Here is a 24,451-nt window from a genome sequence, read left to right on the forward strand (position 1 = left end):
TGAAACGTCGATGCCTGTGTAAAACGTAAAATGTAGCCAGACGGTGGTTCCTGACAGGCGCTTCAAGCCGTCGTAATAAGGAATTTACAGAGAATAAACGGTGCTACACTTGTATGTAGCGCATCTTTCTTTACGGTCAACCGGCAAGGTGTTAAATTGATCACGTTTTAGACCATTTTTTCGTCGTGAAACTAAAAAAACCAGGCGCGGAAAGTGGTACGGTTACCTTTGACATACGAAATATCCCGAATGCCGCGTGTTTCCGTTGATGTTGGCGGAATCACAGACATGACGGGTAGCAAATCAGGCGATACGTCTTGTACCTCTATATTGAGACTCTGAAACAGAGACTGGATGCCATAAATCAATTGCGCGTGGATCGCGCGCTTGCTGCTATGGGGCCTGCATTCCAACAGGTCTACAGTCTGCTGCCGACATTGTTGCACTATCACCATCCGCTAATGCCGGGTTACCTTGATGGTAATGTTCCCAGGGGCATTTGCCTTTACACGCCTGATGAAACCCAACGCCACTACCTGAACGAACTGGAACTGTATCGTGGAATGTCAGTACAGGACCCGCCAAAAGGCGAGCTTCCGATTACTGGCGTATACACCATGGGCAGCACCTCGTCTATAGGGCAAAGCTGTTCCTCCGATCTGGATATCTGGGTCTGCCATCAATCCTGGCTCGATAGCGAAGAGCGCCAGTTACTACAACGTAAATGCAGTCTGCTGGAAAGCTGGGCCGCCTCGCTGGGCGTGGAAGTCAGCTTCTTCCTGATTGATGAAAACCGTTTCCGCCATAATGAAAGTGGCAGTCTGGGGGGGGAAGATTGTGGCTCTACCCAGCATATACTGCTGCTTGACGAATTTTATCGTACCGCCGTGCGTCTCGCCGGTAAGCGTATTCTGTGGAATATGGTGCCGTGCGACGAAGAGGAGCATTACGATGACTACGTAATGACGCTCTACGCGCAGGGTGTATTAACGCCAAATGAATGGCTGGATCTCGGTGGCTTAAGCTCGCTTTCCGCTGAAGAGTACTTTGGTGCCAGCCTTTGGCAACTCTACAAAAGTATCGATTCTCCGTACAAAGCGGTGCTGAAAACACTATTGCTGGAAGCTTATTCCTGGGAATATCCAGACCCACGCCTGCTGGCGAAAGATATCAAACAGCGTTTGCACGACGGCGAGATAGTGTCATTTGGTCTCGATCCGTACTGCATGATGCTGGAACGCGTTACTGAATATTTGACGGCAATTGAAGATTTCACCCGTCTGGATTTAGTGCGCCGCTGCTTCTATTTAAAAGTGTGCGAAAAACTCAGCCGCGAGCGCGCTTGCGTAGGCTGGCGTCGGGAAGTCTTAAGCCAACTGGTAAAAGAGTGGGGATGGGACGAAGCCCGTCTGGCGATGCTCGATAATCGCGCCAACTGGAAGATTGATCAGGTGCGTGAAGCGCACAACGAGTTGCTTGATGCAATGATGCAGAGCTACCGTAATCTGATCCGCTTTGCCCGTCGCAATAATCTTAGCGTTTCCGCCAGCCCGCAGGATATCGGCGTGCTGACGCGTAAACTGTACGCTGCGTTTGAAGCATTACCGGGGAAAGTGACGCTGGTAAACCCGCAGATTTCACCGGATCTTTCCGAGCCAAACCTGACCTTTATTTATGTACCGCCGGGCCGCGCTAATCGTTCTGGCTGGTATCTGTATAATCGTGCGCCGACAATCGAGTCGATCATCAGCCATCAGCCGCTGGAATATAACCGCTATCTGAATAAGCTGGTGGCCTGGGCGTGGTTTAATGGCTTGCTGACATCACGAACGCATCTGTTTATTAAAGGCAACGGCATTGTCGATCTGCCTAAGTTGCAAGAGATGGTGGCTGATGTGTCGCACCATTTCCCGTTGCGCTTACCTGCGCCGACGCCGAAGGCGCTCTACAGTCCTTGTGAGATCCGCCATCTGGCGATTATCGTCAACCTGGAATATGACCCGACGACAGCGTTTCGTAATCAGGTAGTACATTTCGATTTCCGTAAGCTGGATGTCTTCAGCTTTGGCGAAGAACAAAAATGCCTGGTGGGTAGTGTTGATCTGTTGTATCGCAACTCGTGGAATGAAGTGCGTACGCTACATTTCAACGGCGAGCAGTCGATGATTGAAGCCCTGAAAACGATTCTTGGCAAAATGCATCAGGACGCCGCGCCGCCTGATAGCGTAGAAGTCTTCTGCTACAGTCAGCATCTGCGCGGATTAATCCGTACTCGCGTGCAACAACTGGTTTCTGAGTGTATCGAACTGCGTCTTTCCAGCACTCGCCAGGAAACCGGGCGCTTCAAGGCGCTGCGCGTTTCTGGTCAAACCTGGGGCTTGTTCTTCGAACGCCTGAATGTGTCTGTGCAGAAACTGGAAAATGCTATCGAGTTTTATGGCGCGATCTCGCATAACAAACTGCATGGTTTGTCAGTGCAGGTTGAGACCAATCACGTCAAATTACCGGCAGTAGTGGATGGCTTTGCCAGCGAAGGGATCATCCAGTTCTTCTTCGAAGAAACGCACGATGAGAACGGCTTTAATATCTATATTCTCGATGAAAGCAATCGGGTTGAGGTGTATCACCACTGCGAAGGTAGCAAAGAGGAGCTGGTGCGTGACGTCAGCCGTTTCTACTCGTCATCGCACGACCGTTTCACTTACGGCTCCAGTTTCATCAACTTCAACCTGCCGCAGTTCTATCAGATTGTGAAGGTCGATGGTCGCGAACAGGTCATTCCGTTCCGTACCAAATCTATCGGCAACATGCCGCCAGCCAATCAGGATAATGACACGCCGCTGTTACAGCAGTATTTTTCGTGATGGGTATGCCGGAAAGCGAGGCTTATCCGGCATGAAACCTTAACGGAAGCTCACCCTCTCTCCCGCCTGCTGCGTCGCCGCCTGTTCCAGCAAATCCCAGAAGGTTTCGCCACTGCGATCGCAAATCCATTCGTCGCCTTTCAGATCAAAGTGGTAGCCGCCCTGTTTGGTTGCCAGCCATACCTGGTGCAGCGGTTCCTGGCGGTTGATAATGATTTTGCTGCCGTTTTCAAAGGTAATGGTCAGTACGCCGCCGTTGATTTCGCAGTCGATATCGCTGTCGCCATCCCAGTCGTCCAGGTGTTCTTCAATGGTTAGCCACAGTTGGTCAGCCAGGCGATGAAATTCACTGTCGTTCATTGTTGTATCCTGTTTTTACGTGATGGCGGCAGTATAGCGGCCTGGCGTCAGGGCATCAAAGTTTGCCCGTCTGCTGCTGCGTTCCGGCATGATTCCTCCGTCATCGGAATAATAATGTCTCTGTTTTGAATTTCACGCACATCTTCCTCTCTGACGTGTGTTTTCGCCGGGCAGGGGGAGGGTGTAACCCTTACCTCTGTATCGGTCCAGGTATAAACATTGCGATAGTGCATAAAGCCATCCTGGCGCGAGGTGCCGATCACGAAACTACCAGCAAAACATAAATCCTCTCTTGTAAGCGTTATACTCGCAGCAATTCCTCACTTTTCAGACTTCATAAAGAGTCGCTAAACGCTTGCTTTTACGTCTTCTCCTGCGATGATAGAAAGCAGAAAGCGATGAACTTTACAGGCAATCCATAATGAAAAACGTGTTTAAAGCACTCACTGTATTACTTACTCTTTTCAGCCTGACGGGCTGCGGTTTGAAAGGTCCGCTCTATTTCCCGCCCGCAGATAAAAATGCGCCACCGCCGACTAAACCGGTAGATACGCAAACACAATCCACGTTGCCGGATAAAAACGACCGCGCCACTGGCGATGGCCCATCTCAGGTGAATTACTAAAAGTCAGTTTCTGTACCCGCGTGATTGGAGTAAATGATGCAGTTCTCGAAAATGCATGGCCTTGGCAACGATTTTATGGTCGTCGACGCGGTAACGCAGAATGTCTTTTTTTCACCGGATCTGATTCGTCGCCTGGCGGATCGGCACCTGGGTGTGGGTTTTGATCAGCTACTGGTGGTCGAGCCGCCGTACGATCCAGAACTGGATTTCCACTATCGCATTTTCAATGCTGACGGTAGTGAAGTGGCGCAGTGTGGCAACGGTGCACGCTGCTTTGCCCGCTTTGTACGCCTGAAAGGGCTGACCAATAAGCGCGATATTCGCGTCAGCACTGCCAATGGTCGGATGGTACTGACCGTCACTGATGACGATCTGGTACGGGTAAATATGGGGGAACCAAATTTCGAACCTTCCGCCGTGCCATTTCGCGCCAACAAAGCGGAAAAGACCTATATCATGCGCGCCGCCGAGCAGACAATCTTGTGCGGCGTGGTGTCGATGGGAAATCCGCACTGCGTGATTCAGGTCGATGATGTCGATACTGCGGCGGTAGAAACACTGGGGCCTGTTCTGGAAAGCCACGAACGTTTCCCGGAACGTGCCAACATCGGTTTTATGCAAGTGGTTAAGCGCGAGCATATTCGTTTACGTGTCTATGAACGTGGTGCAGGAGAAACCCAGGCCTGCGGCAGCGGCGCGTGTGCGGCGGTAGCGGTAGGGATTCAGCAAGGTTTGCTGGCCGAAGAAGTTCGTGTGGAACTCCCTGGCGGTCGCCTTGATATTGCCTGGAAAGGTCCGGGTCATCCGTTATATATGACGGGTCCGGCAGTACATGTTTACGACGGATTTATTCATCTATGAAGCAACCAGGGGAAGAACTACAGGAAACACTCACGGAGCTTGATGACCGGGCGGTTGTCGATTATCTGATTAAAAATCCTGAGTTTTTTATCCGCAATGCGCACGCAGTAGAGTCAATTCGTGTGCCGCATCCGGTACGTGGCACCGTTTCACTCGTCGAATGGCATATGGCTCGCGCGCGTAACCATATTCATGTTCTGGAAGAGAACATGGCGCTGTTGATGGAACAGGCTATCGCTAACGAAGGCCTGTTTTATCGCTTACTCTATTTGCAGCGCACTCTTACTGCCGCCAGCAGCCTCGACGATATGCTAATGCGCTTTCACCGCTGGGCTCGCGATCTCGGCCTGGCTGGCGCGAGTGTGCGCCTGTTTCCGGATCGCTGGCGTTTAGGTGCGCCGTCGAACCATACCCATCTGGCATTAAGCCGTCAGGCTTTCGAACCGCTGCGTATTCAGCGTCTGGGGCAGGAACAGCATTATCTGGGGCCGCTTAACGGGCCGGAACTGCTGGTGGTGCTGCCGGAAGCGAAAGCGGTGGGGTCGGTGGCGATGTCGATGCTGGGAAGTGATGCTGATCTTGGTGTGGTGCTGTTCACCAGTCGCGATGCCAACCATTATCAACAAGGGCAGGGAACGCAGTTACTCCATGAAATTGCGCTGATGATGCCGGAGCTTCTGGAGCGTTGGATTGAACGCGTATGACCGATTTACATACCGATGTGGAACGCTACCTACGTTATCTCGGCGTAGAGCGTCAGCTTAGCCCAATTACCCTGGTTAACTACCAGCGCCAGCTTGAGGCGATCATTGATTTTGCCAGTGAAAACGGCCTGCAAAGCTGGCAGCAATGTGATGTGACGATGGTGCGCAATTTTGCTGTACGCAGTCGCCGTAAGGGGCTGGGCGCGGCAAGCCTCGCATTACGGCTTTCCGCGCTACGTAGCTTTTTTGACTGGCTGGTCAGCCAGAACGAACTCAAAGCTAACCCGGCGAAAGGTGTTTCGGCACCGAAAGCGCCGCGTCATCTGCCGAAAAATATCGATGTCGATGATATGAATCGGCTGCTGGATATTGATATTAACGATCCCCTCGCTGTACGCGACCGGGCGATGCTGGAAGTGATGTACGGCGCGGGTCTGCGTCTGTCCGAACTGGTGGGGTTGGATATCAAACACCTCGACCTGGAGTCCGGCGAAGTGTGGGTGATGGGGAAAGGCAGCAAAGAGCGCCGCCTGCCGATTGGTCGCAACGCCGTAGCGTGGATTGAGCACTGGCTTGATTTGCGTGACCTGTTTGGTAGCGAAGACGACGCGCTTTTCCTGTCGAAACTGGGCAAGCGTATCTCCGCGCGTAATGTGCAGAAACGCTTTGCCGAATGGGGCATAAAACAGGGGCTGAATAATCACGTTCACCCGCATAAATTACGTCACTCATTCGCCACGCATATGCTGGAGTCGAGTGGTGATCTGCGTGGTGTGCAAGAGCTGTTGGGTCATGCCAATCTCTCAACCACACAAATCTATACTCATCTTGATTTTCAACACCTTGCCTCGGTGTATGATGCGGCGCATCCACGCGCCAAACGGGGGAAATAATGCGTTTTTACCGGCCTTTGGGGCGCATCTCGGCGCTCACCTTTGACCTGGATGATACCCTTTACGACAACCGTCCGGTGATTTTGCGCACCGAGCGGGAGGCGCTGACTTTTGTGCAAAATTATCATCCGGCGCTGCGCAGCTTCCAGAATGAAGATCTGCAACGTCTGCGCCAGGTGGTACGGGAAGCGGAACCCGAGATTTATCACGACGTGACGCGCTGGCGTTTTCGCTCGATTGAACAAGCGATGCTTGACGCCGGGCTGAGCGCGGAAGAAGCCAGCGCAGGCGCACACGCGGCGATGATCAACTTTGCCAAATGGCGCAGCCGAATCGATGTTCCGCAGCAAACCCACGACACCTTAAAACAGCTGGCGAAGAAATGGCCGCTGGTAGCGATCACCAACGGTAACGCGCAGCCGGAACTGTTTGGTCTGGGCGACTACTTTGAGTTTGTGCTGCGCGCTGGCCCGCACGGGCGCTCGAAACCGTTCAGCGATATGTACTTTCTGGCGGCAGAAAAACTCAATGTGCCGATCGGCGAGATCTTACATGTAGGTGACGATCTTACCACCGACGTGGGTGGGGCGATCCGCAGCGGAATGCAGGCCTGTTGGATCAGGCCGGAAAATGGCTGCCTGATGCAAACCTGGGACAGCCGTTTACTCCCGCATCTGGAAATTTCCCGGTTGGCATCTCTGACCTCGCTGATATAATCAGCAAATCTGTATATATACCCAGCTTTTTGGCGGAGGGCGTTGCGCTTCTCCGCCCAACCTATTTTTACGCGGCGGTGCCAATGGACGTTTCTTACCTGCTCGAAAGCCTTAATGACAAACAGCGCGAAGCGGTGGCCGCGCCACGCAGCAATCTTCTGGTGCTGGCGGGCGCGGGCAGTGGTAAGACGCGCGTACTGGTGCATCGTATTGCCTGGCTGATGAGCGTGGAAAACTGCTCGCCGTACTCGATTATGGCGGTGACGTTTACTAACAAAGCGGCGGCGGAAATGCGTCATCGTATCGGGCAACTGATGGGCACCAGCCAGGGCGGCATGTGGGTCGGTACTTTCCACGGGCTGGCGCACCGACTGCTACGTGCGCATCATATGGACGCTAATCTGCCGCAGGATTTTCAGATCCTCGATAGCGAAGACCAATTGCGTCTGCTTAAGCGTTTGATCAAGGCGATGAACCTCGATGAGAAGCAGTGGCCGCCGCGTCAGGCAATGTGGTACATCAACAGCCAGAAAGATGAAGGGCTGCGCCCGCATCATATTCAAAGCTACGGTAATCCGGTGGAGCAGACCTGGCAGAAGGTTTATCAGGCGTATCAGGAAGCGTGTGACCGCGCAGGCCTGGTGGACTTCGCCGAACTATTGCTACGCGCGCATGAGTTGTGGCTTAACAAGCCACATATCCTTCAGCACTATCGCGAACGTTTTACCAACATTCTGGTGGACGAATTCCAGGATACCAACAACATTCAGTACGCGTGGATTCGCCTGCTGGCGGGCGATACCGGCAAAGTGATGATTGTTGGTGATGACGACCAGTCAATCTATGGCTGGCGTGGGGCGCAGGTCGAGAATATTCAGCGTTTCCTCAATGATTTCCCCGGTGCCGAAACTATTCGTCTGGAGCAGAACTACCGCTCAACCAGCAACATTCTGAGCGCCGCCAACGCCCTGATTGAAAACAACAACGGGCGTCTGGGTAAAAAACTGTGGACCGATGGCGCGGACGGTGAGCCTATTTCCCTCTATTGCGCCTTTAACGAACTCGACGAAGCGCGTTTTGTGGTTAACCGCATCAAAACCTGGCAGGACAACGGCGGGGCGCTCGCTGAGTGCGCCATTCTCTACCGTAGCAACGCCCAGTCGCGTGTACTGGAAGAAGCCTTATTGCAGGCCAGTATGCCGTATCGTATTTATGGCGGTATGCGTTTCTTCGAACGTCAGGAAATCAAAGATGCGCTCTCGTATCTGCGCCTGATCGCCAACCGCAACGATGACGCGGCGTTTGAGCGCGTGGTCAATACGCCAACACGGGGTATTGGTGACCGGACGCTGGACGTGGTACGTCAGACATCGCGCGATCGCCAGTTAACACTCTGGCAGGCATGTCGTGAACTGTTGCAGGAAAAAGCCCTCGCCGGACGTGCTGCCAGCGCCTTACAGCGGTTTATGGAACTGATCGACGCCTTAGCGCAAGAAACCGCCGATATGCCGCTGCATGTACAGACTGACCGGGTAATTAAAGACTCCGGCCTGCGCACCATGTACGAGCAGGAGAAAGGCGAAAAAGGCCAGACGCGTATCGAAAACTTAGAGGAACTGGTGACGGCAACGCGCCAGTTCAGCTACAACGAAGAAGACGAAGATTTAATGCCGCTACAGGCGTTCCTCTCCCATGCGGCGCTCGAAGCAGGTGAAGGGCAGGCGGATACCTGGCAGGATGCGGTACAGCTGATGACGCTACACTCGGCAAAAGGCCTGGAGTTCCCGCAGGTGTTTATTGTCGGTATGGAAGAGGGCATGTTCCCAAGCCAGATGTCGCTGGATGAAGGCGGGCGTCTGGAAGAAGAACGCCGTCTGGCCTACGTTGGTGTAACCCGTGCGATGCAGAAACTGACGCTGACCTACGCGGAAACCCGCCGCCTGTACGGCAAAGAAGTTTACCATCGCCCGTCGCGATTTATTGGCGAGCTGCCGGAAGAGTGTGTGGAAGAGGTGCGCCTGCGCGCCACGGTAAGCCGCCCGGTTAGCCATCAGCGCATGGGTACGCCGATGGTTGAGAACGACAGCGGCTACAAGCTCGGTCAGCGCGTGCGTCACGCCAAGTTCGGTGAAGGAACTATCGTTAATATGGAAGGTAGCGGCGAACATAGTCGTTTGCAGGTGGCATTCCAGGGCCAGGGTATTAAATGGCTGGTAGCGGCTTACGCCCGGCTGGAGACGGTGTAATTTACGATTACGTTGCCGGATGCGGTGCTGCGCACCTTATCCGGCCTACGAGAATTGCACCCGGTAGGCCGGATAAGGCGTTTACGCCGCATCCGGCATCAGCACCATATTAAGTATCTGACACAAAACTATCATTCTAACCTTTCCGCTCGACGGAAATCATGGTGACAAAAGGATAGCGTTGCCACGGGATTGCCCCGCCTTTCATATACATATGTGAAATCGTGCCATCAAGATAAAGCAGCTGCTCTACGTCCAGTTTCGCTTTGGCATAACAGGCAAAATCATAAAAATTTGTCGCCTGCTGGCTCAACAAAAACACGGCGTTCCCTTGTTTATTAATCCCTACTCCATTACGAATTTTGCGCGAGGCAACATTCGGGTGAATACGTGTATTTATGACCCCGTTTTCTAACAACATTGGTCCTGACTGCACTGCGAACTGAATCTCTTTACTGGCTTTAAATGCCTGCAGCGGAACGATAGCGGCTTTATCTCCCGCGACATAAAACACGCCGCCAGGACGGATAAAGAAGTTCCCCTCCCCTGAGGCGAGATTTAGCGCCACCTTCTGCTGACCGTTTTCGATGTACAAACCAAGCGGCGCATAGCTTTCATCATAGATGCCGCCGTTCATCGCCATCTGCACCTGACCCTGACTATTCATATCCGCCAGCAGAGCATGTAACGTTCCCCACGCTTCGCCATTGGCTTTTTGCCAGTACATTTTCACCCGCTCTGTTTGAGGATTAACGGTATACGCCTGTACGGTGAGCGTCGGATCTGAGAGTGCGCAATCATCAGCGGCAACAGCAAACAAGGGAAGTAAGGTGAGGGTGAGAAAAATCCGTTTGAGATTCAAGGTGATCATTCCTTTACCAATGAGTAGCCGATGCGCCATTATAGGTCCTGGATGTGGGATTTTTTTATCCTGTTAGCGACCTTGACGAGTACCAAAAAGAGCGAAGTTCAACTATTGTTCTGTGGTGTTCCGTTGCGTGTTGACGGCAAAATTTTGCTGGCGTAACATGCGCGCACGATCACTCTAAGAGGACATTCGCCTTGGACACACCCAGTAGATACTGGCTCATTATCCTGTCATCCAGGATCAACTCCTAAGGCTATCCCTTTTTGCTGATAGCCTTAGCGGTTGTCAGCGACCTCAATTTTTCCCGTCGCGCTGAGTCAGGCTGTTTAATGGTCTGAAACCCAATTTGTTTCTGTGTGCCCACCGAACTGTCCGATATTTTAAGCATTGGGAGTCCCGGTCATGCTGAGCGCATTTCAACTGGAAAATAACCGACTGACCCGGCTGGAAGTCGAAGAGTCACAACCCCTTGTAGATGCAGTATGGATTGATCTTGTCGAACCGGATGACGACGAGCGACTGCGCGTACAATCTGAACTTGGTCAGAGCCTGGCAACTCGCCCGGAACTGGAAGACATCGAAGCATCGGCGCGTTTCTTTGAAGACGATGATGGCCTGCATATTCACTCCTTCTTCTTCTTTGAAGATGCGGAAGATCACGCCGGTAACTCCACTGTGGCATTTACTATCCGCGATGGTCGCCTGTTTACCCTGCGTGAGCGCGAGCTGCCTGCATTCCGTCTGTATCGTATGCGCGCCCGTAGCCAGTCAATGGTTGACGGTAACGCCTACGAGCTGCTGCTGGATCTGTTCGAAACCAAAATCGAACAGCTGGCGGATGAAATTGAAAACATCTACAGCGATCTGGAGCAGTTGAGCCGGGTAATTATGGAGGGGCATCAGGGCGATGAGTACGACGAGGCGCTCTCCACGCTGGCGGAACTGGAAGATATCGGCTGGAAAGTTCGTCTGTGTCTGATGGATACCCAGCGCGCGCTCAACTTCCTGGTGCGCAAGGCGCGTTTACCTGGTGGGCAACTGGAGCAGGCGCGTGAAATTCTGCGAGATATCGAATCCCTGCTGCCGCATAACGAATCCCTGTTCCAGAAGGTAAACTTCCTGATGCAGGCGGCGATGGGCTTTATCAACATCGAGCAGAACCGCATCATCAAAATCTTCTCGGTGGTATCCGTCGTGTTCCTGCCGCCAACACTGGTCGCTTCCAGCTACGGGATGAACTTTGAGTTTATGCCGGAACTGAAGTGGAGCTTCGGCTACCCAGGCGCGATTATCTTTATGATCCTCGCGGGCCTGGCACCGTATCTGTACTTTAAGCGCAAGAACTGGCTGTAAAAAGAAGGCGGTGGCTTAGCCTGGCTAAGTCACCTATTATTCAAAGGCTCCAGGTATTTAACCCTTTTACCTCTTTCTCATAAAACCATTTGTTCGTGTTAACAGCAACATAGGCTGCTACGGCAATTCCCAGAATGTTAACGCCAATTAGTGCACCAACAAATAGAGATAGAATGCCAGGTAATAGAACTATAATTGCTTTTTTCCATAATCCCAGAACAAATAAATAGATCCAGGAACAGAAGAAAGCAATGAAATTCATTTGAATAGTTAATCGTTGTCTTACTTTTAATGTTTTAAATGCTGCTTTATATTCTGGTGTTGCCCCCCAGAATCCAGGAAAGCCATGTTGATCATAAAAGTTAAATCGGTATTTCCATTTTTCACTTAATGAACCATCGTTCATATATTCCTTACTCATAAATACTCCATAACTATTGTTTTGATGAATCAGTAGGTGCAAGCATTAGCATACTGAAAGTGGAAAAATAACAAATCAAAAAAATCATCGAACCATTGCCTGAACAATCAAAATGTTCGGCTATCATTGTGATGATAGAGATGATATATACTGCTAATGTACCAAAAACATAAGTTTTTATATATATGAAACCACTATCACGGAGTCGTTGGCAATTCATGTTGATGACGAGATAATGGAGTGCGATGGTAGAGACAATAACAAGAAAACCTGCGTCCCCATCGTTAAAAAAGATAATAAGAAAGGCAAAAATGAAATTTATTAAAATAAATGAAAATATATAACGACGTCTGGAAATCTTACCGTTAGATGTTGGGATAAATATACGCAACATAAATTTTACATCCTTGTGTGAGTCTCCTGTCAGCATGGCAATATGCCCACTCTCATGCAAGAGTCGGCATATTTTTTCAGAATATATTTATTTTTTATTTGGACGTTCTACGCTGCGTATAAATTGCATCCATCACAAAAATTGCCAGCGCCACCCAAATAAAGGCGAAAGTCACCATCTTATCGGCACCCGGTTTTTCACCATAAAACGTCACAGCCAGCAGGAACATCAGCGTCGGGCCAATATACTGGAAAAAGCCTAACGTTGAGAGACGCAGGCGCGTGGCGGCGGCGGTAAAACACAACAGCGGTACGGTAGTGACAATACCGGCGGCGATCAGCAGTAAATTTAGCGACATCGGGTTTTGCCCCATATGGCTGGTTGAGCTGTCGGCAATAGCAAACAGGTAAATCGCCGCCACGGGCAGCAACCACATGGTTTCAATTAACATGCCGGTTTGTGCTTCTACCGCAATCTTCTTGCGCACCAGGCCGTAGAAGGCAAAACTAAATGCCAGTCCCAGCGCGATGATTGGCAGCGAACCAAAAGTCCAGAGCTGGACCAGCACACCACAAATCGCCAGAATCACTGCCAGCCATTGCATCCGGCGGAATCGCTCGCCGAGGAAAATCATCCCCAGCAATATATTCACCAGTGGATTAATAAAGTATCCAAGGCTGGCCTCCAGCATATGGTGATTGTTCACTGCCCAGATAAACAGTAACCAGTTGCCACCAATTAGCACAGCAGAGACTGCCAGCATAAATATTTTCTTCGGCGTCTGAATCAGGGTTTTTAAATAGGACCACTGGCGGCTGATGCTCATCAACACCACCATAAAGAAAAACGACCAGATTACACGATGCGTCAGGATCTCATCAGCAGGTACGTAATAAATCAGTTTGAAGTACGCAGGTGCAATACCCCAAATAAAATAAGCGGCAAGAGCGAGTAATACGCCCTGCCGCGTTTGTTTTGTATCCATTGGAAAACTCATTTTTTGTTGTTAATTGCAGTTTACCTGCTCAGATGGCTGACAAAGTGCGCTTTGTTCATGCCTTACCCAACCTACAAAAGAATGCAAATTCAATACATTGCATTTCTCTGGTAGACCAGATAAGCGTAGCGCATCAGGCAATTTGCGTTTGTCATCAGTTTAAGCAGTTTACCTGCTTTTAGATTTTCAACCTACCATATAGGTGGCGGTAGCACTGGCAATATAAAGCTGTTCTTCATTGTGCAGTTCGACACGGGCGACGGCGACTTTATTACCCGCACGTAACAGGCTACTGGTGGCTGTAAAACGCTCACCCCGGCCTGGACGCAGATAATCGACGCGAAGATCTATGGTTCCCATCCGCGATAGCCGCTGGCGCAGTTCATCTTCATTAATGGTTTCGTGACGCGTTAAAGTGCTGCCTACACATACCAGGCCAGCGGCGACATCCAGCGCCGACGCAATCACCCCGCCGTGCAAAATACTTTGCGCCCAGTTACCGACCATCATTGGCTGATTATTAAAGGCCAGCTGCGCAAATTCTTTTTCGTAACGCTCCAGTTCCATCCCCAATGCCCGGTTAAACGGCATGTGATAGACAAACATTTCACCCACTAATTTCAGGGCTTGTTCAGCAGTCAGTACGGCAGACATATCATCCTTACACTTTAATAGTTAATGAAATGTTGATTTTATGCTTCTTTGTTGTTGATTTCTACTTTAGGAAGGGATAACTAACGGCAATTGAGTTAAGTATGTAGAATAGCCTGCAGAAATATTCACCTAATCAATAATTCGTCACGGAGAACATGACCGATGCGGACTCTTCTGGGCTGGTTGTTGCCTGTATATATGCTGCCGCTGGCGGTACATGCACAAGAGGCAACGGTGAAAGAGGTGCATGATGCGCCTGTTGTGCGCGGTAGTATTATCGCCAATATGTTGCAGGAACATGATAATCCTTTCACCCTTTATCCTTATGACACCAACTACATCATCTATACCCAGACCAGCGATCTGAATAAAGAAGCGATTGCCAGTTACGACTGGGCAGAAAACGCGCGTAAGGATGAAGTAAAGTTCCAGTTAAGTCTGGCGTTTCCGCTTTGGCGTGGGATTTTGGGAGCAAACTCTGTACTGGGTGCGTCTTACACCCAGAAATCCTGGTGGCAGCTTTCTAATAGCGAAGAGTCATCGCCGTTTCGTGAAACTAATTACGAACCGCAATTATTCCTCGGTTTTGCTACCGATTACCGCTTTGCTGGCTGGACACTGCGCGATGTGGAAATGGGCTACAACCACGATTCAAACGGGCGATCTGACCCGACGTCCCGTAGCTGGAACCGTATCTATACCCGCCTGATGGCAGAAAACGGCAACTGGCTGGTGGAAGTCAAACCGTGGTATGTAGTGGGTAATACAGACGATAACCCGGATATCACCAAATATATGGGGTACTACCAGCTTAAAATCGGCTACCACCTGGGTGATGCCGTATTGAGCGCGAAAGGACAGTACAACTGGAACACCGGTTACGGTGGTGCGGAGTTAGGCTTAAGTTACCCGATCACCAAACATGTGCGACTTTATACCCAAGTCTACAGCGGTTACGGCGAATCGCTCATCGACTATAACTTTAACCAGACCCGCGTCGGTGTGGGGGTTATGCTAAACGACTTGTTTTGATGAACGGTTGAGTGGTTGGCAAATCTGGAATCCAGCATCCAGTATTACCCTCTCAGAAACTAAAAGCATTGCAGTTTCTTGCGCAGGCGCTGAAAATAGCGCCTGTTTTTATTTCAGGCAATTGGGGTGAATGTGGCGCAGGCGGAAGTGTTGAATCTGGAGTTCGGAGCTAAACAGGTTTTACAAGAAACCTTTGGCTACCAACAGTTTCGCCCCGGTCAGGAAGAAATTATCGACACCGTACTTTCCGGTCGCGATTGCCTCGTCGTCATGCCAACTGGCGGCGGAAAATCCCTGTGCTATCAAATCCCTGCGTTGTTATTGAACGGTCTTACTGTCGTTGTTTCACCGCTAATTTCGTTGATGAAAGATCAGGTGGATCAACTGCAAGCCAACGGTGTGGCGGCGGCGTGCCTTAACTCGACGCAGAACCGCGAGCAGCAGCTTGAAGTGATGACAGGCTGCCGTACCGGGCAAATTCGCCTGCTATATATCGCGCCGGAACGCCTGATGCTGGATAACTTCCTTGAGCATCTGGCGCACTGGAATCCTGTCTTATTAGCCGTTGATGAAGCGCATTGTATTTCCCAATGGGGTCACGATTTCCGCCCGGAATATGCCGCGCTCGGCCAGTTGCGCCAGCGTTTCCCGACGTTGCCGTTTATGGCGTTAACCGCTACTGCCGATGACACCACGCGGCAAGATATCGTGCGCCTGCTGGGGCTTAATGATCCGCTGATCCAAATCAGTAGTTTTGACCGCCCGAATATTCGCTACATGTTGATGGAGAAATTTAAACCACTCGATCAACTGATGCGTTACGTTCAGGAACAACGCGGTAAGTCGGGGATTATTTACTGCAATAGCCGTGCGAAAGTAGAAGACACCGCTGCGCGCCTGCAAAGTCGGGGTATTAGCGCAGCGGCGTATCACGCAGGGCTGGAAAACGATGTCCGTGCCGACGTGCAGGAAAAATTCCAGCGTGATGACCTGCAAATCGTGGTGGCTACCGTGGCCTTCGGCATGGGAATCAATAAGCCTAACGTTCGCTTCGTGGTGCACTTTGATATTCCGCGCAATATTGAATCCTACTATCAGGAAACAGGTCGCGCCGGGCGTGACGGCCTGCCCGCAGAAGCGATGCTGTTTTACGATCCGGCAGATATGGCGTGGTTGCGCCGCTGTCTGGAAGAAAAGCCGCAGGGGCAGCTACAGGATATCGAGCGCCATAAACTGAATGCGATGGGCGCGTTTGCCGAAGCGCAAACCTGTCGTCGTCTGGTACTGCTGAACTACTTTGGCGAAGGGCGTCAGGAACCGTGTGGGAACTGCGATATCTGCCTCGATCCGCCGAAACAATACGATGGTTCAACCGATGCGCAGATTGCGCTTTCTACCATTGGTCGTGTAAATCAGCGGTTTGGTATGGGCTATGTGGTGGAAGTGATTCGCGGCGCTAATAATCAGCGTATCCGCGACTATGGCCATGACAAACTGAAAGTTTACGGCATGGGGCGTGATAAAAGTCATGAACACTGGGTGAGCGTGATCCGCCAACTGATTCACCTCGGTCTGGTGACGCAAAATATCGCCCAGCATTCTGCGCTACAACTGACAGAGGCCGCGCGTCCGGTGCTGCGTGGCGAATCCTCTTTGCAACTCGCCGTGCCGCGTATTGTGGCACTCAAACCGAAAGCGATGCAGAAATCCTTCGGCGGCAATTATGATCGCAAACTGTTCGCCAAATTACGCAAACTACGTAAATCGATTGCCGATGAAAGCAATGTTCCGCCGTATGTGGTGTTTAACGATGCGACACTGATTGAGATGGCAGAGCAAATGCCGATTACCGCCAGCGAAATGTTGAGTGTAAACGGTGTCGGGATGCGCAAGCTGGAACGCTTTGGTAAACCGTTTATGACGCTGATCCGCGCTCATGTCGACGGCGATGACGAAGAGTAGTCAACGGCATAAAAAAGTGCCAGGATGAACATTCCGTAAACGTTTTCCCCGCGAGTCAAATGTATGTTGATGTTATTTCTCACCGTTGCCATGGTGCACATTGTGGCGCTTATGAGCCCCGGCCCCGATTTCTTTTTTGTCTCTCAGACCGCCGTTAGTCGTTCCCGTAAAGAAGCGATGATGGGCGTGCTGGGCATTACCTGCGGCGTAATGGTCTGGGCAGGAATCGCGCTGCTTGGCCTGCATCTGATTATCGAAAAAATGGCCTGGCTGCATACGCTAATTATGGTTGGCGGTGGTCTGTATCTTTGCTGGATGGGTTACCAGATGCTGCGCGGTGCGCTGAAAAAAGAGGCTGTTTCTGCGCCTGCGCCACAGGTGGAACTGGCGAAAAGCGGACGCAGTTTCCTGAAAGGCTTGCTGACCAATCTCGCCAATCCGAAAGCGATTATCTACTTTGGCTCGGTGTTCTCGCTGTTTGTCGGCGATAACGTCGGCACCACCGAACGCTGGGGCATTTTCGCGCTGATTATTGTCGAAACGCTGGCGTGGTTTACCGTTGTTGCCAGCCTGTTTGCGCTACCGCAAATGCGCAGGGGTTATCAACGTCTGGCGAAGTGGATCGACGGTTTTGCCGGAGCGTTATTTGCCGGATTTGGCATTCATTTGATTATTTCGCGTTGATGCCAGACGCATCATCAGAGTTGGTCGGATAAGGCGTTTACGCCGCATCCGACATTATTTTCAGGCATGTCTTGCCGATGCCAACAGCGCCCCCACCAGCATAAACAGCGAGCCGAATATCTTATTCAGCGCCTTCATCTGCTTCGGCCCTTTAATCCAGAGAGCGATTCGTTGGGCGAGGGTGGCGTAACCGATCATCACAATAATATCGACCACAATAGTGGTGACGCCGAGCACAATATACTGCATCAGTTGCGGTTGCTGCGGCATGATGAATTGCGGAAATAGCGCCGCCAGAAACACAATACTTTTGGGATTAGTAAGATTCACAAACACTGACCGCTGGAACAGGTGGCGGCGCGATTGGGTAGGCGTCAGCGATTTAAGATCAATTGCACCAGCGGCGCGCCACTGCTGTATTCCCAGCCAAATCAGGTAAGCCGCGCCTGCCCACTTCAACACTTCAAAAGCAATAACCGAGCGGGAAAATAGTGTCCCCAAACCCACGCCAACCAGCACAATATGAATCGCCAGTCCGGTCTGAAGCCCTGCAATAGACGCCACCGCGCCGCGATAACCGTGGTTGAGCGAAGTGGTCATGGTGTTGATTGCGCCAGAGCCTGGCGAGAGGCTTAAAATGATCGATGTCAGTAAGTAGGCGAACCACCATTCAAAGGTCATGGGAATCTCCCGGATAGTCTATTTTTGTGCCACAATACGCTACTGTCGCAGCGTTGTGTCAGGCACGCTTAAAAAAACGATTTTACGTGGTTTAAGAGGCAGATTACCCGATGTTTCAGCAGCAAAAAGACTGGGAAACAAGAGAAAAAGCGTTTGCTGCTTTTACGATGGGGCCACTGACTGACTTCTGGCGTCAGCGGGACGAAGCAGAGTTTATCGGCGTGGATGACATTCCGGTGCGTTTTGTCCGCTTTCACGCTCAACAACATGATCGGGTGGTCGTCATTTGTCCGGGGCGTATTGAGAGCTATGTAAAGTATGCGGAGCTGGCCTACGACCTGTTCCATCTGGGGTTTGATGTCTTAATCATCGACCATCGCGGTCAGGGGCGTTCCGGTCGGCTGTTAGCCGATCCGCATCTTGGTCATGTTAATCGCTTTAATGATTATGTTGATGATCTGGCGGCGTTCTGGCAACAAGAAGTTCAGCCTGGTCCGTGGCGTAAACGCTATATACTGGCGCACTCGATGGGCGGTGCAATCTCCACGCTGTTTCTGCAACGTCACCCTGGTGTGTGCGATGCCATTGCGCTAACTGCGCCAATGTTTGGGATTGTGATTCGTATGCCATCATTTATGGCGCGGCAGATCCTTAACTGGGCAGAAGCGCATCCACGTTTTCGTGATGGCTATGCGATTGGCACCGGGCGCTGGCGCGCGCTGCCGTTTACCATCAATGTACTGACCCACAGCAGGCAACGATATCGACGTAATTTACGTTTCTATGCTGATGACCCAACGATTCGCGTCGGTGGGCCGACCTACCATTGGGTACGCGAAAGTATTCTGGCCGGCGAACAGGTGTTAGCCGGTGCGGGTGATGACGCCACGCCAACGCTTCTCTTGCAGGCTGAAGAGGAACGCGTGGTGGATAACCGTATGCACGACCGTTTTTGTGAACTCCGCGCCGCAGCGGGTCATCCTGTAGAAGGGGAGCGACCGCTGGTAATTAAAGGTGCGTACCATGAGATCCTTTTTGAAAAGGACGCAATGCGCTCAGTCGCGCTCCACGCCATCGTTGAATTTTTCAACCGGCATAACTCACCCAGCGGAAATCGCTCTATAGAGGTTTAAATTTCTTATGTATCAGGTTGTTGCGTCTGATTTAGATGGTACGTTACTTTCTCCCGACCATACGTTATCCCCTTACGCCAAAGAAACCCTGAAACTGCTCACCGCGCGTGGCATCAACTTTGTGTTTGCGACGGGTCGCCACCACGTCGACGTGGGGCAAATTCGCGATAATCTGGAGATTAAGTCTTACATGATTACCTCCAATGGCGCGCGCGTGCACGATCTGGATGGCAATCTGATTTTCGCGCATAACCTGGATCATGACATTGCCAGCGACCTGTTTGGCGTGGTCAACGACAACCCGGACATCATTACTAATGTTTATCGTGATGATGAATGGTTTATGAATCGCCACCGTCCGGAGGAGATGCGCTTTTTTAAAGAAGCAGTATTTAAATATGCGCTGTATGAGCCGGGTTTGCTGGAGCCGGAAGGCGTCAGCAAAGTGTTCTTCACCTGCGACTCCCATGAAAAATTGTTACCGCTGGAGCAAGCAATCAATGCTCGCTGGGGCGATCGCGTCAACGTCAGTTTCTCTACTTTGACTTGTCTGGAAGTGATGGCTGGCGGCGTTTCTAAAGGTCATGCGCTGGAAGCGGTGGCGAAGAAATTGGGCTACAGTCTGAAGGATTGCATTGCGTTTGGTGACGGGATGAACGACGCCGAAATGCTGTCGATGGCGGGGAAAGGCTGCATTATGGGCAGTGCGCACCAGCGCCTGAAAGATCTGCATCCGGAGCTGGAAGTGATTGGCACTAACGCCGAAGACGCGGTGCCGCATTATCTGCGTAAGCTCTATTTATCGTAATCGTTCTTTATTTGGTCAGTTGTCAACCTGATACTTCGCTACAATGGATACTCGTTAATCAAAGAGTTTTCCATTGTGGCGCTACTTATCATCACCACGATTCTGTGGGCCTTCTCCTTTAGCTTTTATGGCGAGTACCTTGCGGGGCACGTCGACAGCTATTTTTCGGTGCTGGTACGCGTTGGGCTGGCGGCGCTCGTTTTCCTGCCGTTCCTGCGTACCCGTGGCAATAGCCTGAAAACCATTGGCCTGTATATGCTGGTGGGCGCGATGCAGCTTGGCATTATGTATATGCTCAGTTTTCGTGCCTATCTCTACCTGACGGTCTCTGAACTGCTGCTGTTTACCGTGCTGACGCCGCTCTACATCACGCTGATTTATGACATTATGAGCAGACGTCGTCTGCGCTGGGGTTATGCGTTCAGCGCGTTACTGGCGGTGATTGGTGCCGGAATTATTCGTTACGATCAGGTCACTGACCATTTCTGGACTGGCCTGCTGCTGGTGCAACTCTCCAATATCACTTTCGCGATTGGCATGGTGGGTTACAAACGCCTGATGGAAACTCGCCCGATGCCGCAGCATAACGCCTTTGCGTGGTTCTATCTTGGCGCGTTCCTGGTGGCGGTGGTTGCATGGTTCTTGCTGGGAAATGCGCAGAAAATGCCGCAAACCACGTTGCAATGGGGCATTCTGGTGTTTCTTGGCGTGGTGGCTTCCGGGATTGGCTACTTTATGTGGAACTACGGCGCGACGCAGGTGGACGCCGGAACGCTGGGCATTATGAATAATATGCACGTTCCGGCAGGGCTGCTGGTTAACCTGGCTATCTGGCACCAACAGCCGCACTGGCCAACATTTATCACAGGCGCGCTGGTGATCCTGGCCTCACTGTGGGTGCATCGGAAGTGGGTCGCTCCGCGCTCTTTACAAACGGCAGATGATCGCAGGCGTGATTGCGTGCCGAGCGAATAAACGCTTCTGTCACTGGCTGACGCTGCTCGCCATCGCGCACGGCGGCGTATAGTCGGCTCCACAGGCCTTCGCCCAGGGTTTTGGTCACCACCAGACCCTGGCGCTCAAAACTCTCCACCACCCAATGCGGCAGAGCGGCAATACCCATCCGCGCGGCAACCATCTGAATCAACAATAAGGTGTTATCGACGCTTTTCAGTGACGGGCTGACGCCTGCCGGCTGAAGAAAATGGCGCCAGACATCCAGTCGACTGCGCTGCACCGGATAAATCAACAGCGTCTCGCTGGCGAGATCTTCCGGCGTGATTCGCGTTTTCGCCGCCAGTGGGTGGTCAGGTGCTAACACCAGACGCACCTCATAATCGAACATCGGCGAATAATGCAGGCCACTGCGCGGCAGAATATCGGAGGTCATCACCAGATCCAGCTCGCCCTGCTGCAACGCAGGCTGCGGGTCAAACGTTACGCCTGATTTAAAATCCATCTCGACCTGCGGCCAGTTCTTATGGAAATTTTCTAACGCGGGTGTCAGCCACTGAATACAGCTATGGCACTCAATGGCAATACGCAGGCGCGTTTGCTGCGGTTCATTGCAGGCTTGCAGTGCCTGGCTGATTTGCGGCAGCACCTGGTTTGCCAGTTGCAACAGGATTTCTCCCTGCGGCGTAAAACGTAGCGGCTGGCTTTTACGCACAAATAGCCGGAAGCCAAGGCGTTGTTCCAGATCGCTAAACTGGTGAGACAGGGCGGATTGCGTCTGATGCAACGTCGCCGCAGCGGCTGCGAGCGAGCCGCAATTCCGCAACGCTTGTAGCGTTTTCAGGTGTTTTACTTCGATCATGAAAGTCCTTCACTTCGGCATGAATAATTTGCGCTTGAGGAATATACAGTAACCGCCAATTATGGATGTGTAAACATCTGGACGGCTAAATACTAAAAATTCCATAAGGGGCATATAATGACAATTCTTAATCACACCCTCGGTTTCCCTCGCGTTGGCCTGCGTCGCGAGCTGAAAAAAGCGCAAGAAAGTTATTGGGCGGGGAACTCCACGCGTGAAGAATTACTGGCAGTAGGGCGTGAATTGCGTGCTCGTCACTGGGATCAACAAAAGCAGGCGGGTATCGACCTGCTGCCGGTGGGCGATTTTGCCTGGTACGATCATGTTCTGACCACCAGCCTGCTGCTGGGTAACGTTCCGGCGCGTCATCAGAATAAAGACGGTTCGGTGGATATCGACACCCTGTTCCGTATTGGTCGCGGTCGTGCGCCAACAGGTGAACCTGCGGCGGCGGCAGAAATGACCAAATGGTTTAACACCAACTATCACTACATGGTGCCGGAATTCGTTAAAGGCCAACAGTTCAAACTGACCTGGACGCAGCTGCTGGATGAAGTAGACGAGGCGCTGGCGTTGGGTCACAAGGTGAAACCTGTGCTTCTGGGGCCGGTTACCTATCTGTGGCTGGGGAAAGTGAAAGGTGAACAGTTTGACCGCCTGAGCCTGCTGAACGATATTCTGCCGGTTTATCAGCAGGTTCTGGCAGAACTGGCAAAACGCGGTATTGAGTGGGTACAGATTGACGAACCGGCGCTGGTGCTGGAACTGCCGCAGGCGTGGCTGGACGCATATAAACCTGCTTACGATGCGCTCCAGGGCCAGGTGAAACTGCTGCTGACCACCTATTTTGAAGGTGTAACGCCAAACCTCGACACGATTACGGCGCTGCCTGTTCAGGGTCTGCATGTCGACCTCATTCATGGCAAAGATGATGTAGCAGAACTGCACAAGCGCCTGCCTTCTGACTGGCTGCTGTCTGCCGGACTGGTCAATGGTCGTAACGTCTGGCGCGCCGATCTCACCGAGAAATATGCACAAATTAAAGACATTGTCGGCAAACGTGATTTGTGGGTGGCATCTTCCTGCTCGCTGCTGCATAGCCCTATCGACCTGAGCGTGGAAACGCGTCTTGATGCAGAAGTGAAAAGCTGGTTTGCCTTCGCCCTGCAAAAATGTCATGAACTGGCTCTACTGCGCGATGCGCTGAACAGTGGTGATACGGCAGCTCTGGCAGAGTGGAGCGCCCCGATTCAGGCGCGTCGTCACTCTACCCGCGTACATAATCCGGCGGTAGAAAAGCGTCTGGCGGCGATTACCGCCCAGGACAGCCAGCGTGCGAACGTTTATGAAGTGCGTGCTGAAGCCCAGCGTGCGCGTTTTAAACTGCCAGCCTGGCCGACCACCACGATTGGCTCTTTCCCGCAAACTACAGAAATTCGTACCCTGCGTCTGGATTTCAAAAAGGGCAATCTCGACGCCAACAACTACCGCACGGGTATTGCGGAACATATCAAACAGGCCATTGTTGAGCAGGAACGTTTAGGACTGGATGTGCTGGTGCATGGTGAGGCTGAGCGTAATGACATGGTGGAATACTTTGGTGAGCACCTCGACGGTTTTGTCTTTACGCAAAACGGTTGGGTACAGAGCTACGGTTCCCGCTGCGTGAAGCCACCGATTGTTATTGGTGACGTTAGCCGCCCGGCACCGATCACCGTGGAGTGGGCGAAGTATGCGCAATCGCTGACCGACAAACCGGTAAAAGGGATGCTGACCGGCCCGGTGACCATTCTTTGCTGGTCATTCCCGCGCGAAGACGTCAGCCGTGAAACCATTGCCAAACAAATTGCGCTGGCGCTGCGTGATGAAGTGGCCGATCTGGAAGCCGCTGGAATTGGCATCATCCAGATTGATGAACCGGCGCTGCGCGAAGGTTTACCGCTGCGTCGCAGCGACTGGGATGCATATCTCCAGTGGGGCGTGGAAGCTTTCCGTATCAACGCCGCCGTGGCGAAGGATGAAACGCAGATCCACACTCACATGTGTTATTGCGAGTTCAACGACATCATGGATTCGATTGCGGCGCTGGATGCTGACGTCATCACTATCGAAACCTCGCGTTCCGACATGGAGTTGCTGGAGTCATTCGAAGAGTTTGATTATCCGAATGAAATCGGTCCAGGCGTCTATGACATTCACTCGCCAAACGTACCGAGCGTGGAATGGATTGAAGCCCTGCTGAAGAAAGCGGCAAAACGCATTCCGGCAGAGCGCCTGTGGGTCAACCCGGACTGCGGCCTGAAAACGCGCGGCTGGCCAGAAACCCGCGCGGCACTGGCGAACATGGTGCAGGCGGCACAGAATTTGCGTCGGGGATAA

The 24,451-nt window shown here is 51.9% G+C and carries 24 protein-coding genes and 1 pseudogene; 16 read left to right on the plus strand and 9 right to left on the minus strand.

The window, feature by feature from the left end:
• Positions 1 to 317: 317 nt before the first annotated feature.
• On the plus strand, positions 318 to 2,864 hold the full coding sequence (gene cyaA / locus RGV86_RS13000) for a class I adenylate cyclase (RefSeq protein WP_000281706.1): 2,547 nt from the start codon (positions 318 to 320) through the stop codon (positions 2,862 to 2,864).
• A gap of 39 nt (positions 2,865 to 2,903) precedes the next feature.
• On the opposite strand, the gene cyaY is transcribed toward cyaA, so the two are convergent.
• Positions 2,904 to 3,224: an iron donor protein CyaY gene (cyaY, locus tag RGV86_RS13005; protein WP_000999935.1), complete on the minus strand. Its 321-nt coding sequence runs from the start codon at positions 3,222 to 3,224 to the stop codon at positions 2,904 to 2,906.
• Between the two features lie 47 nt (positions 3,225 to 3,271).
• Positions 3,272 to 3,448 (minus strand): annotated as a pseudogene (locus RGV86_RS13010) (DKNYY family protein); the annotation flags it as partial.
• 197 nt (positions 3,449 to 3,645) lie between these two features.
• Between RGV86_RS13010 and lptM the strand changes: the two are divergent.
• The 6 genes from lptM to uvrD all read left to right on the plus strand — a co-directional run bounded on the left by lptM (position 3,646) and on the right by uvrD (position 9,269).
• Positions 3,646 to 3,849, plus strand: coding sequence for an LPS translocon maturation chaperone LptM (gene lptM / locus RGV86_RS13015; protein WP_000799886.1), 204 nt, complete (start codon positions 3,646 to 3,648; stop codon positions 3,847 to 3,849).
• Positions 3,850 to 3,885: 36 nt separating this feature from the next.
• Positions 3,886 to 4,710 carry a diaminopimelate epimerase gene (gene dapF / locus RGV86_RS13020; RefSeq protein WP_001160645.1) on the plus strand — a complete coding sequence of 275 codons (825 nt, stop codon included), beginning with the start codon at positions 3,886 to 3,888 and terminating at the stop codon, positions 4,708 to 4,710.
• A complete protein-coding gene (locus RGV86_RS13025) occupies positions 4,707 to 5,414 on the plus strand; it encodes a DUF484 domain-containing protein (RefSeq protein WP_000812782.1) in 708 nt (235 codons plus the stop codon). Before dapF ends, RGV86_RS13025 begins: the two co-directional genes overlap by 4 nt.
• Positions 5,411 to 6,307, plus strand: coding sequence for a tyrosine recombinase XerC (xerC, locus tag RGV86_RS13030; protein ID WP_032226917.1), 897 nt, complete (start codon positions 5,411 to 5,413; stop codon positions 6,305 to 6,307). Before RGV86_RS13025 ends, xerC begins: the two co-directional genes overlap by 4 nt.
• Positions 6,307 to 7,023 (plus strand): 5-amino-6-(5-phospho-D-ribitylamino)uracil phosphatase YigB, encoded by a 717-nt coding sequence (yigB, locus tag RGV86_RS13035; RefSeq protein ID WP_309508367.1) that lies wholly within the window; start codon positions 6,307 to 6,309, stop codon positions 7,021 to 7,023. Before xerC ends, yigB begins: the two co-directional genes overlap by 1 nt.
• Positions 7,024 to 7,106: 83 nt before the next feature.
• The gene (gene uvrD, locus RGV86_RS13040) at positions 7,107 to 9,269 is read left to right on the plus strand and encodes a DNA helicase II (protein ID WP_000383446.1); all 2,163 of its coding nucleotides are present in this window, start codon (positions 7,107 to 7,109) and stop codon (positions 9,267 to 9,269) included.
• A 136-nt stretch (positions 9,270 to 9,405) separates the two neighbouring features.
• On the opposite strand, the gene RGV86_RS13045 is transcribed toward uvrD, so the two are convergent.
• Positions 9,406 to 10,170, minus strand: a complete 765-nt coding sequence (locus RGV86_RS13045; RefSeq protein ID WP_085461505.1) for a phosphodiester glycosidase family protein — start codon at positions 10,168 to 10,170, stop codon at positions 9,406 to 9,408.
• Between the two features lie 161 nt (positions 10,171 to 10,331).
• Here RGV86_RS13045 and ysgD point away from each other — a divergent pair, with 161 nt between their 5' ends.
• Together ysgD and corA are read left to right on the plus strand one after the other, a co-directional pair.
• Entirely contained in the window at positions 10,332 to 10,388 is a 57-nt protein-coding gene (gene ysgD, locus RGV86_RS13050) for a YsgD/CorL family protein (protein WP_212723238.1), read from the plus strand.
• A 151-nt stretch (positions 10,389 to 10,539) separates the two neighbouring features.
• The gene (gene corA / locus RGV86_RS13055) at positions 10,540 to 11,490 is read left to right on the plus strand and encodes a magnesium/cobalt transporter CorA (RefSeq protein ID WP_000947145.1); all 951 of its coding nucleotides are present in this window, start codon (positions 10,540 to 10,542) and stop codon (positions 11,488 to 11,490) included.
• 40 nt (positions 11,491 to 11,530) lie between these two features.
• Here corA and RGV86_RS13060 read toward each other — a convergent pair whose 3' ends face one another.
• From RGV86_RS13060 to yigI, 4 genes are all read right to left on the minus strand, one after another.
• Positions 11,531 to 11,911, minus strand: coding sequence for a DUF2628 domain-containing protein (locus tag RGV86_RS13060; RefSeq protein ID WP_309508366.1), 381 nt, complete (start codon positions 11,909 to 11,911; stop codon positions 11,531 to 11,533).
• Between the two features lie 13 nt (positions 11,912 to 11,924).
• Positions 11,925 to 12,305: a protein YigG gene (gene yigG, locus RGV86_RS13065; protein WP_021521448.1), complete on the minus strand. Its 381-nt coding sequence runs from the start codon at positions 12,303 to 12,305 to the stop codon at positions 11,925 to 11,927.
• Between the two features lie 94 nt (positions 12,306 to 12,399).
• The gene (gene rarD / locus RGV86_RS13070; protein ID WP_000379998.1) at positions 12,400 to 13,290 is read right to left on the minus strand and encodes an EamA family transporter RarD; all 891 of its coding nucleotides are present in this window, start codon (positions 13,288 to 13,290) and stop codon (positions 12,400 to 12,402) included.
• A gap of 198 nt (positions 13,291 to 13,488) precedes the next feature.
• Positions 13,489 to 13,956 carry an acyl-CoA thioesterase YigI gene (gene yigI, locus RGV86_RS13075; RefSeq protein ID WP_001277144.1) on the minus strand — a complete coding sequence of 156 codons (468 nt, stop codon included), beginning with the start codon at positions 13,954 to 13,956 and terminating at the stop codon, positions 13,489 to 13,491.
• Between the two features lie 162 nt (positions 13,957 to 14,118).
• Here yigI and pldA point away from each other — a divergent pair, with 162 nt between their 5' ends.
• The 3 genes from pldA (at position 14,119) to rhtC (ending at position 17,634) form a co-directional block, all read left to right on the plus strand.
• A complete protein-coding gene (gene pldA, locus RGV86_RS13080; RefSeq protein WP_001259600.1) occupies positions 14,119 to 14,988 on the plus strand; it encodes a phospholipase A in 870 nt (289 codons plus the stop codon).
• A 132-nt stretch (positions 14,989 to 15,120) separates the two neighbouring features.
• The gene (gene recQ, locus RGV86_RS13085; RefSeq protein WP_024165090.1) at positions 15,121 to 16,950 is read left to right on the plus strand and encodes an ATP-dependent DNA helicase RecQ; all 1,830 of its coding nucleotides are present in this window, start codon (positions 15,121 to 15,123) and stop codon (positions 16,948 to 16,950) included.
• 63 nt (positions 16,951 to 17,013) lie between these two features.
• On the plus strand, positions 17,014 to 17,634 hold the full coding sequence (rhtC, locus tag RGV86_RS13090; RefSeq protein WP_000928829.1) for a threonine export protein RhtC: 621 nt from the start codon (positions 17,014 to 17,016) through the stop codon (positions 17,632 to 17,634).
• Between the two features lie 60 nt (positions 17,635 to 17,694).
• Here rhtC and rhtB read toward each other — a convergent pair whose 3' ends face one another.
• Positions 17,695 to 18,315, minus strand: a complete 621-nt coding sequence (gene rhtB / locus RGV86_RS13095) for a homoserine/homoserine lactone efflux protein (RefSeq protein WP_000142514.1) — start codon at positions 18,313 to 18,315, stop codon at positions 17,695 to 17,697.
• Positions 18,316 to 18,425: 110 nt separating this feature from the next.
• Here rhtB and pldB point away from each other — a divergent pair, with 110 nt between their 5' ends.
• From pldB to bioP, 3 genes are all read left to right on the plus strand, one after another.
• Positions 18,426 to 19,448 (plus strand): lysophospholipase L2, encoded by a 1,023-nt coding sequence (pldB, locus tag RGV86_RS13100; RefSeq protein WP_085461507.1) that lies wholly within the window; start codon positions 18,426 to 18,428, stop codon positions 19,446 to 19,448.
• 7 nt (positions 19,449 to 19,455) lie between these two features.
• Positions 19,456 to 20,256 carry a sugar/pyridoxal phosphate phosphatase YigL gene (gene yigL, locus RGV86_RS13105; protein WP_000285344.1) on the plus strand — a complete coding sequence of 267 codons (801 nt, stop codon included), beginning with the start codon at positions 19,456 to 19,458 and terminating at the stop codon, positions 20,254 to 20,256.
• A gap of 75 nt (positions 20,257 to 20,331) precedes the next feature.
• Positions 20,332 to 21,231, plus strand: a complete 900-nt coding sequence (gene bioP, locus RGV86_RS13110; RefSeq protein WP_001196253.1) for a biotin transporter — start codon at positions 20,332 to 20,334, stop codon at positions 21,229 to 21,231.
• Here the strand turns inward: bioP and metR are convergent.
• Positions 21,119 to 22,072: an HTH-type transcriptional regulator MetR gene (metR, locus tag RGV86_RS13115; protein WP_000573620.1), complete on the minus strand. Its 954-nt coding sequence runs from the start codon at positions 22,070 to 22,072 to the stop codon at positions 21,119 to 21,121. The genes bioP and metR overlap by 113 nt on opposite strands.
• A 117-nt stretch (positions 22,073 to 22,189) precedes the next feature.
• Between metR and metE the strand changes: the two genes are divergently transcribed.
• A complete protein-coding gene (metE, locus tag RGV86_RS13120; RefSeq protein ID WP_000153913.1) occupies positions 22,190 to 24,451 on the plus strand; it encodes a 5-methyltetrahydropteroyltriglutamate--homocysteine S-methyltransferase in 2,262 nt (753 codons plus the stop codon).

It is taken from the genome of Escherichia ruysiae (assembly GCF_031323975.1).
Lineage (GTDB): Bacteria > Pseudomonadota > Gammaproteobacteria > Enterobacterales > Enterobacteriaceae > Escherichia > Escherichia ruysiae.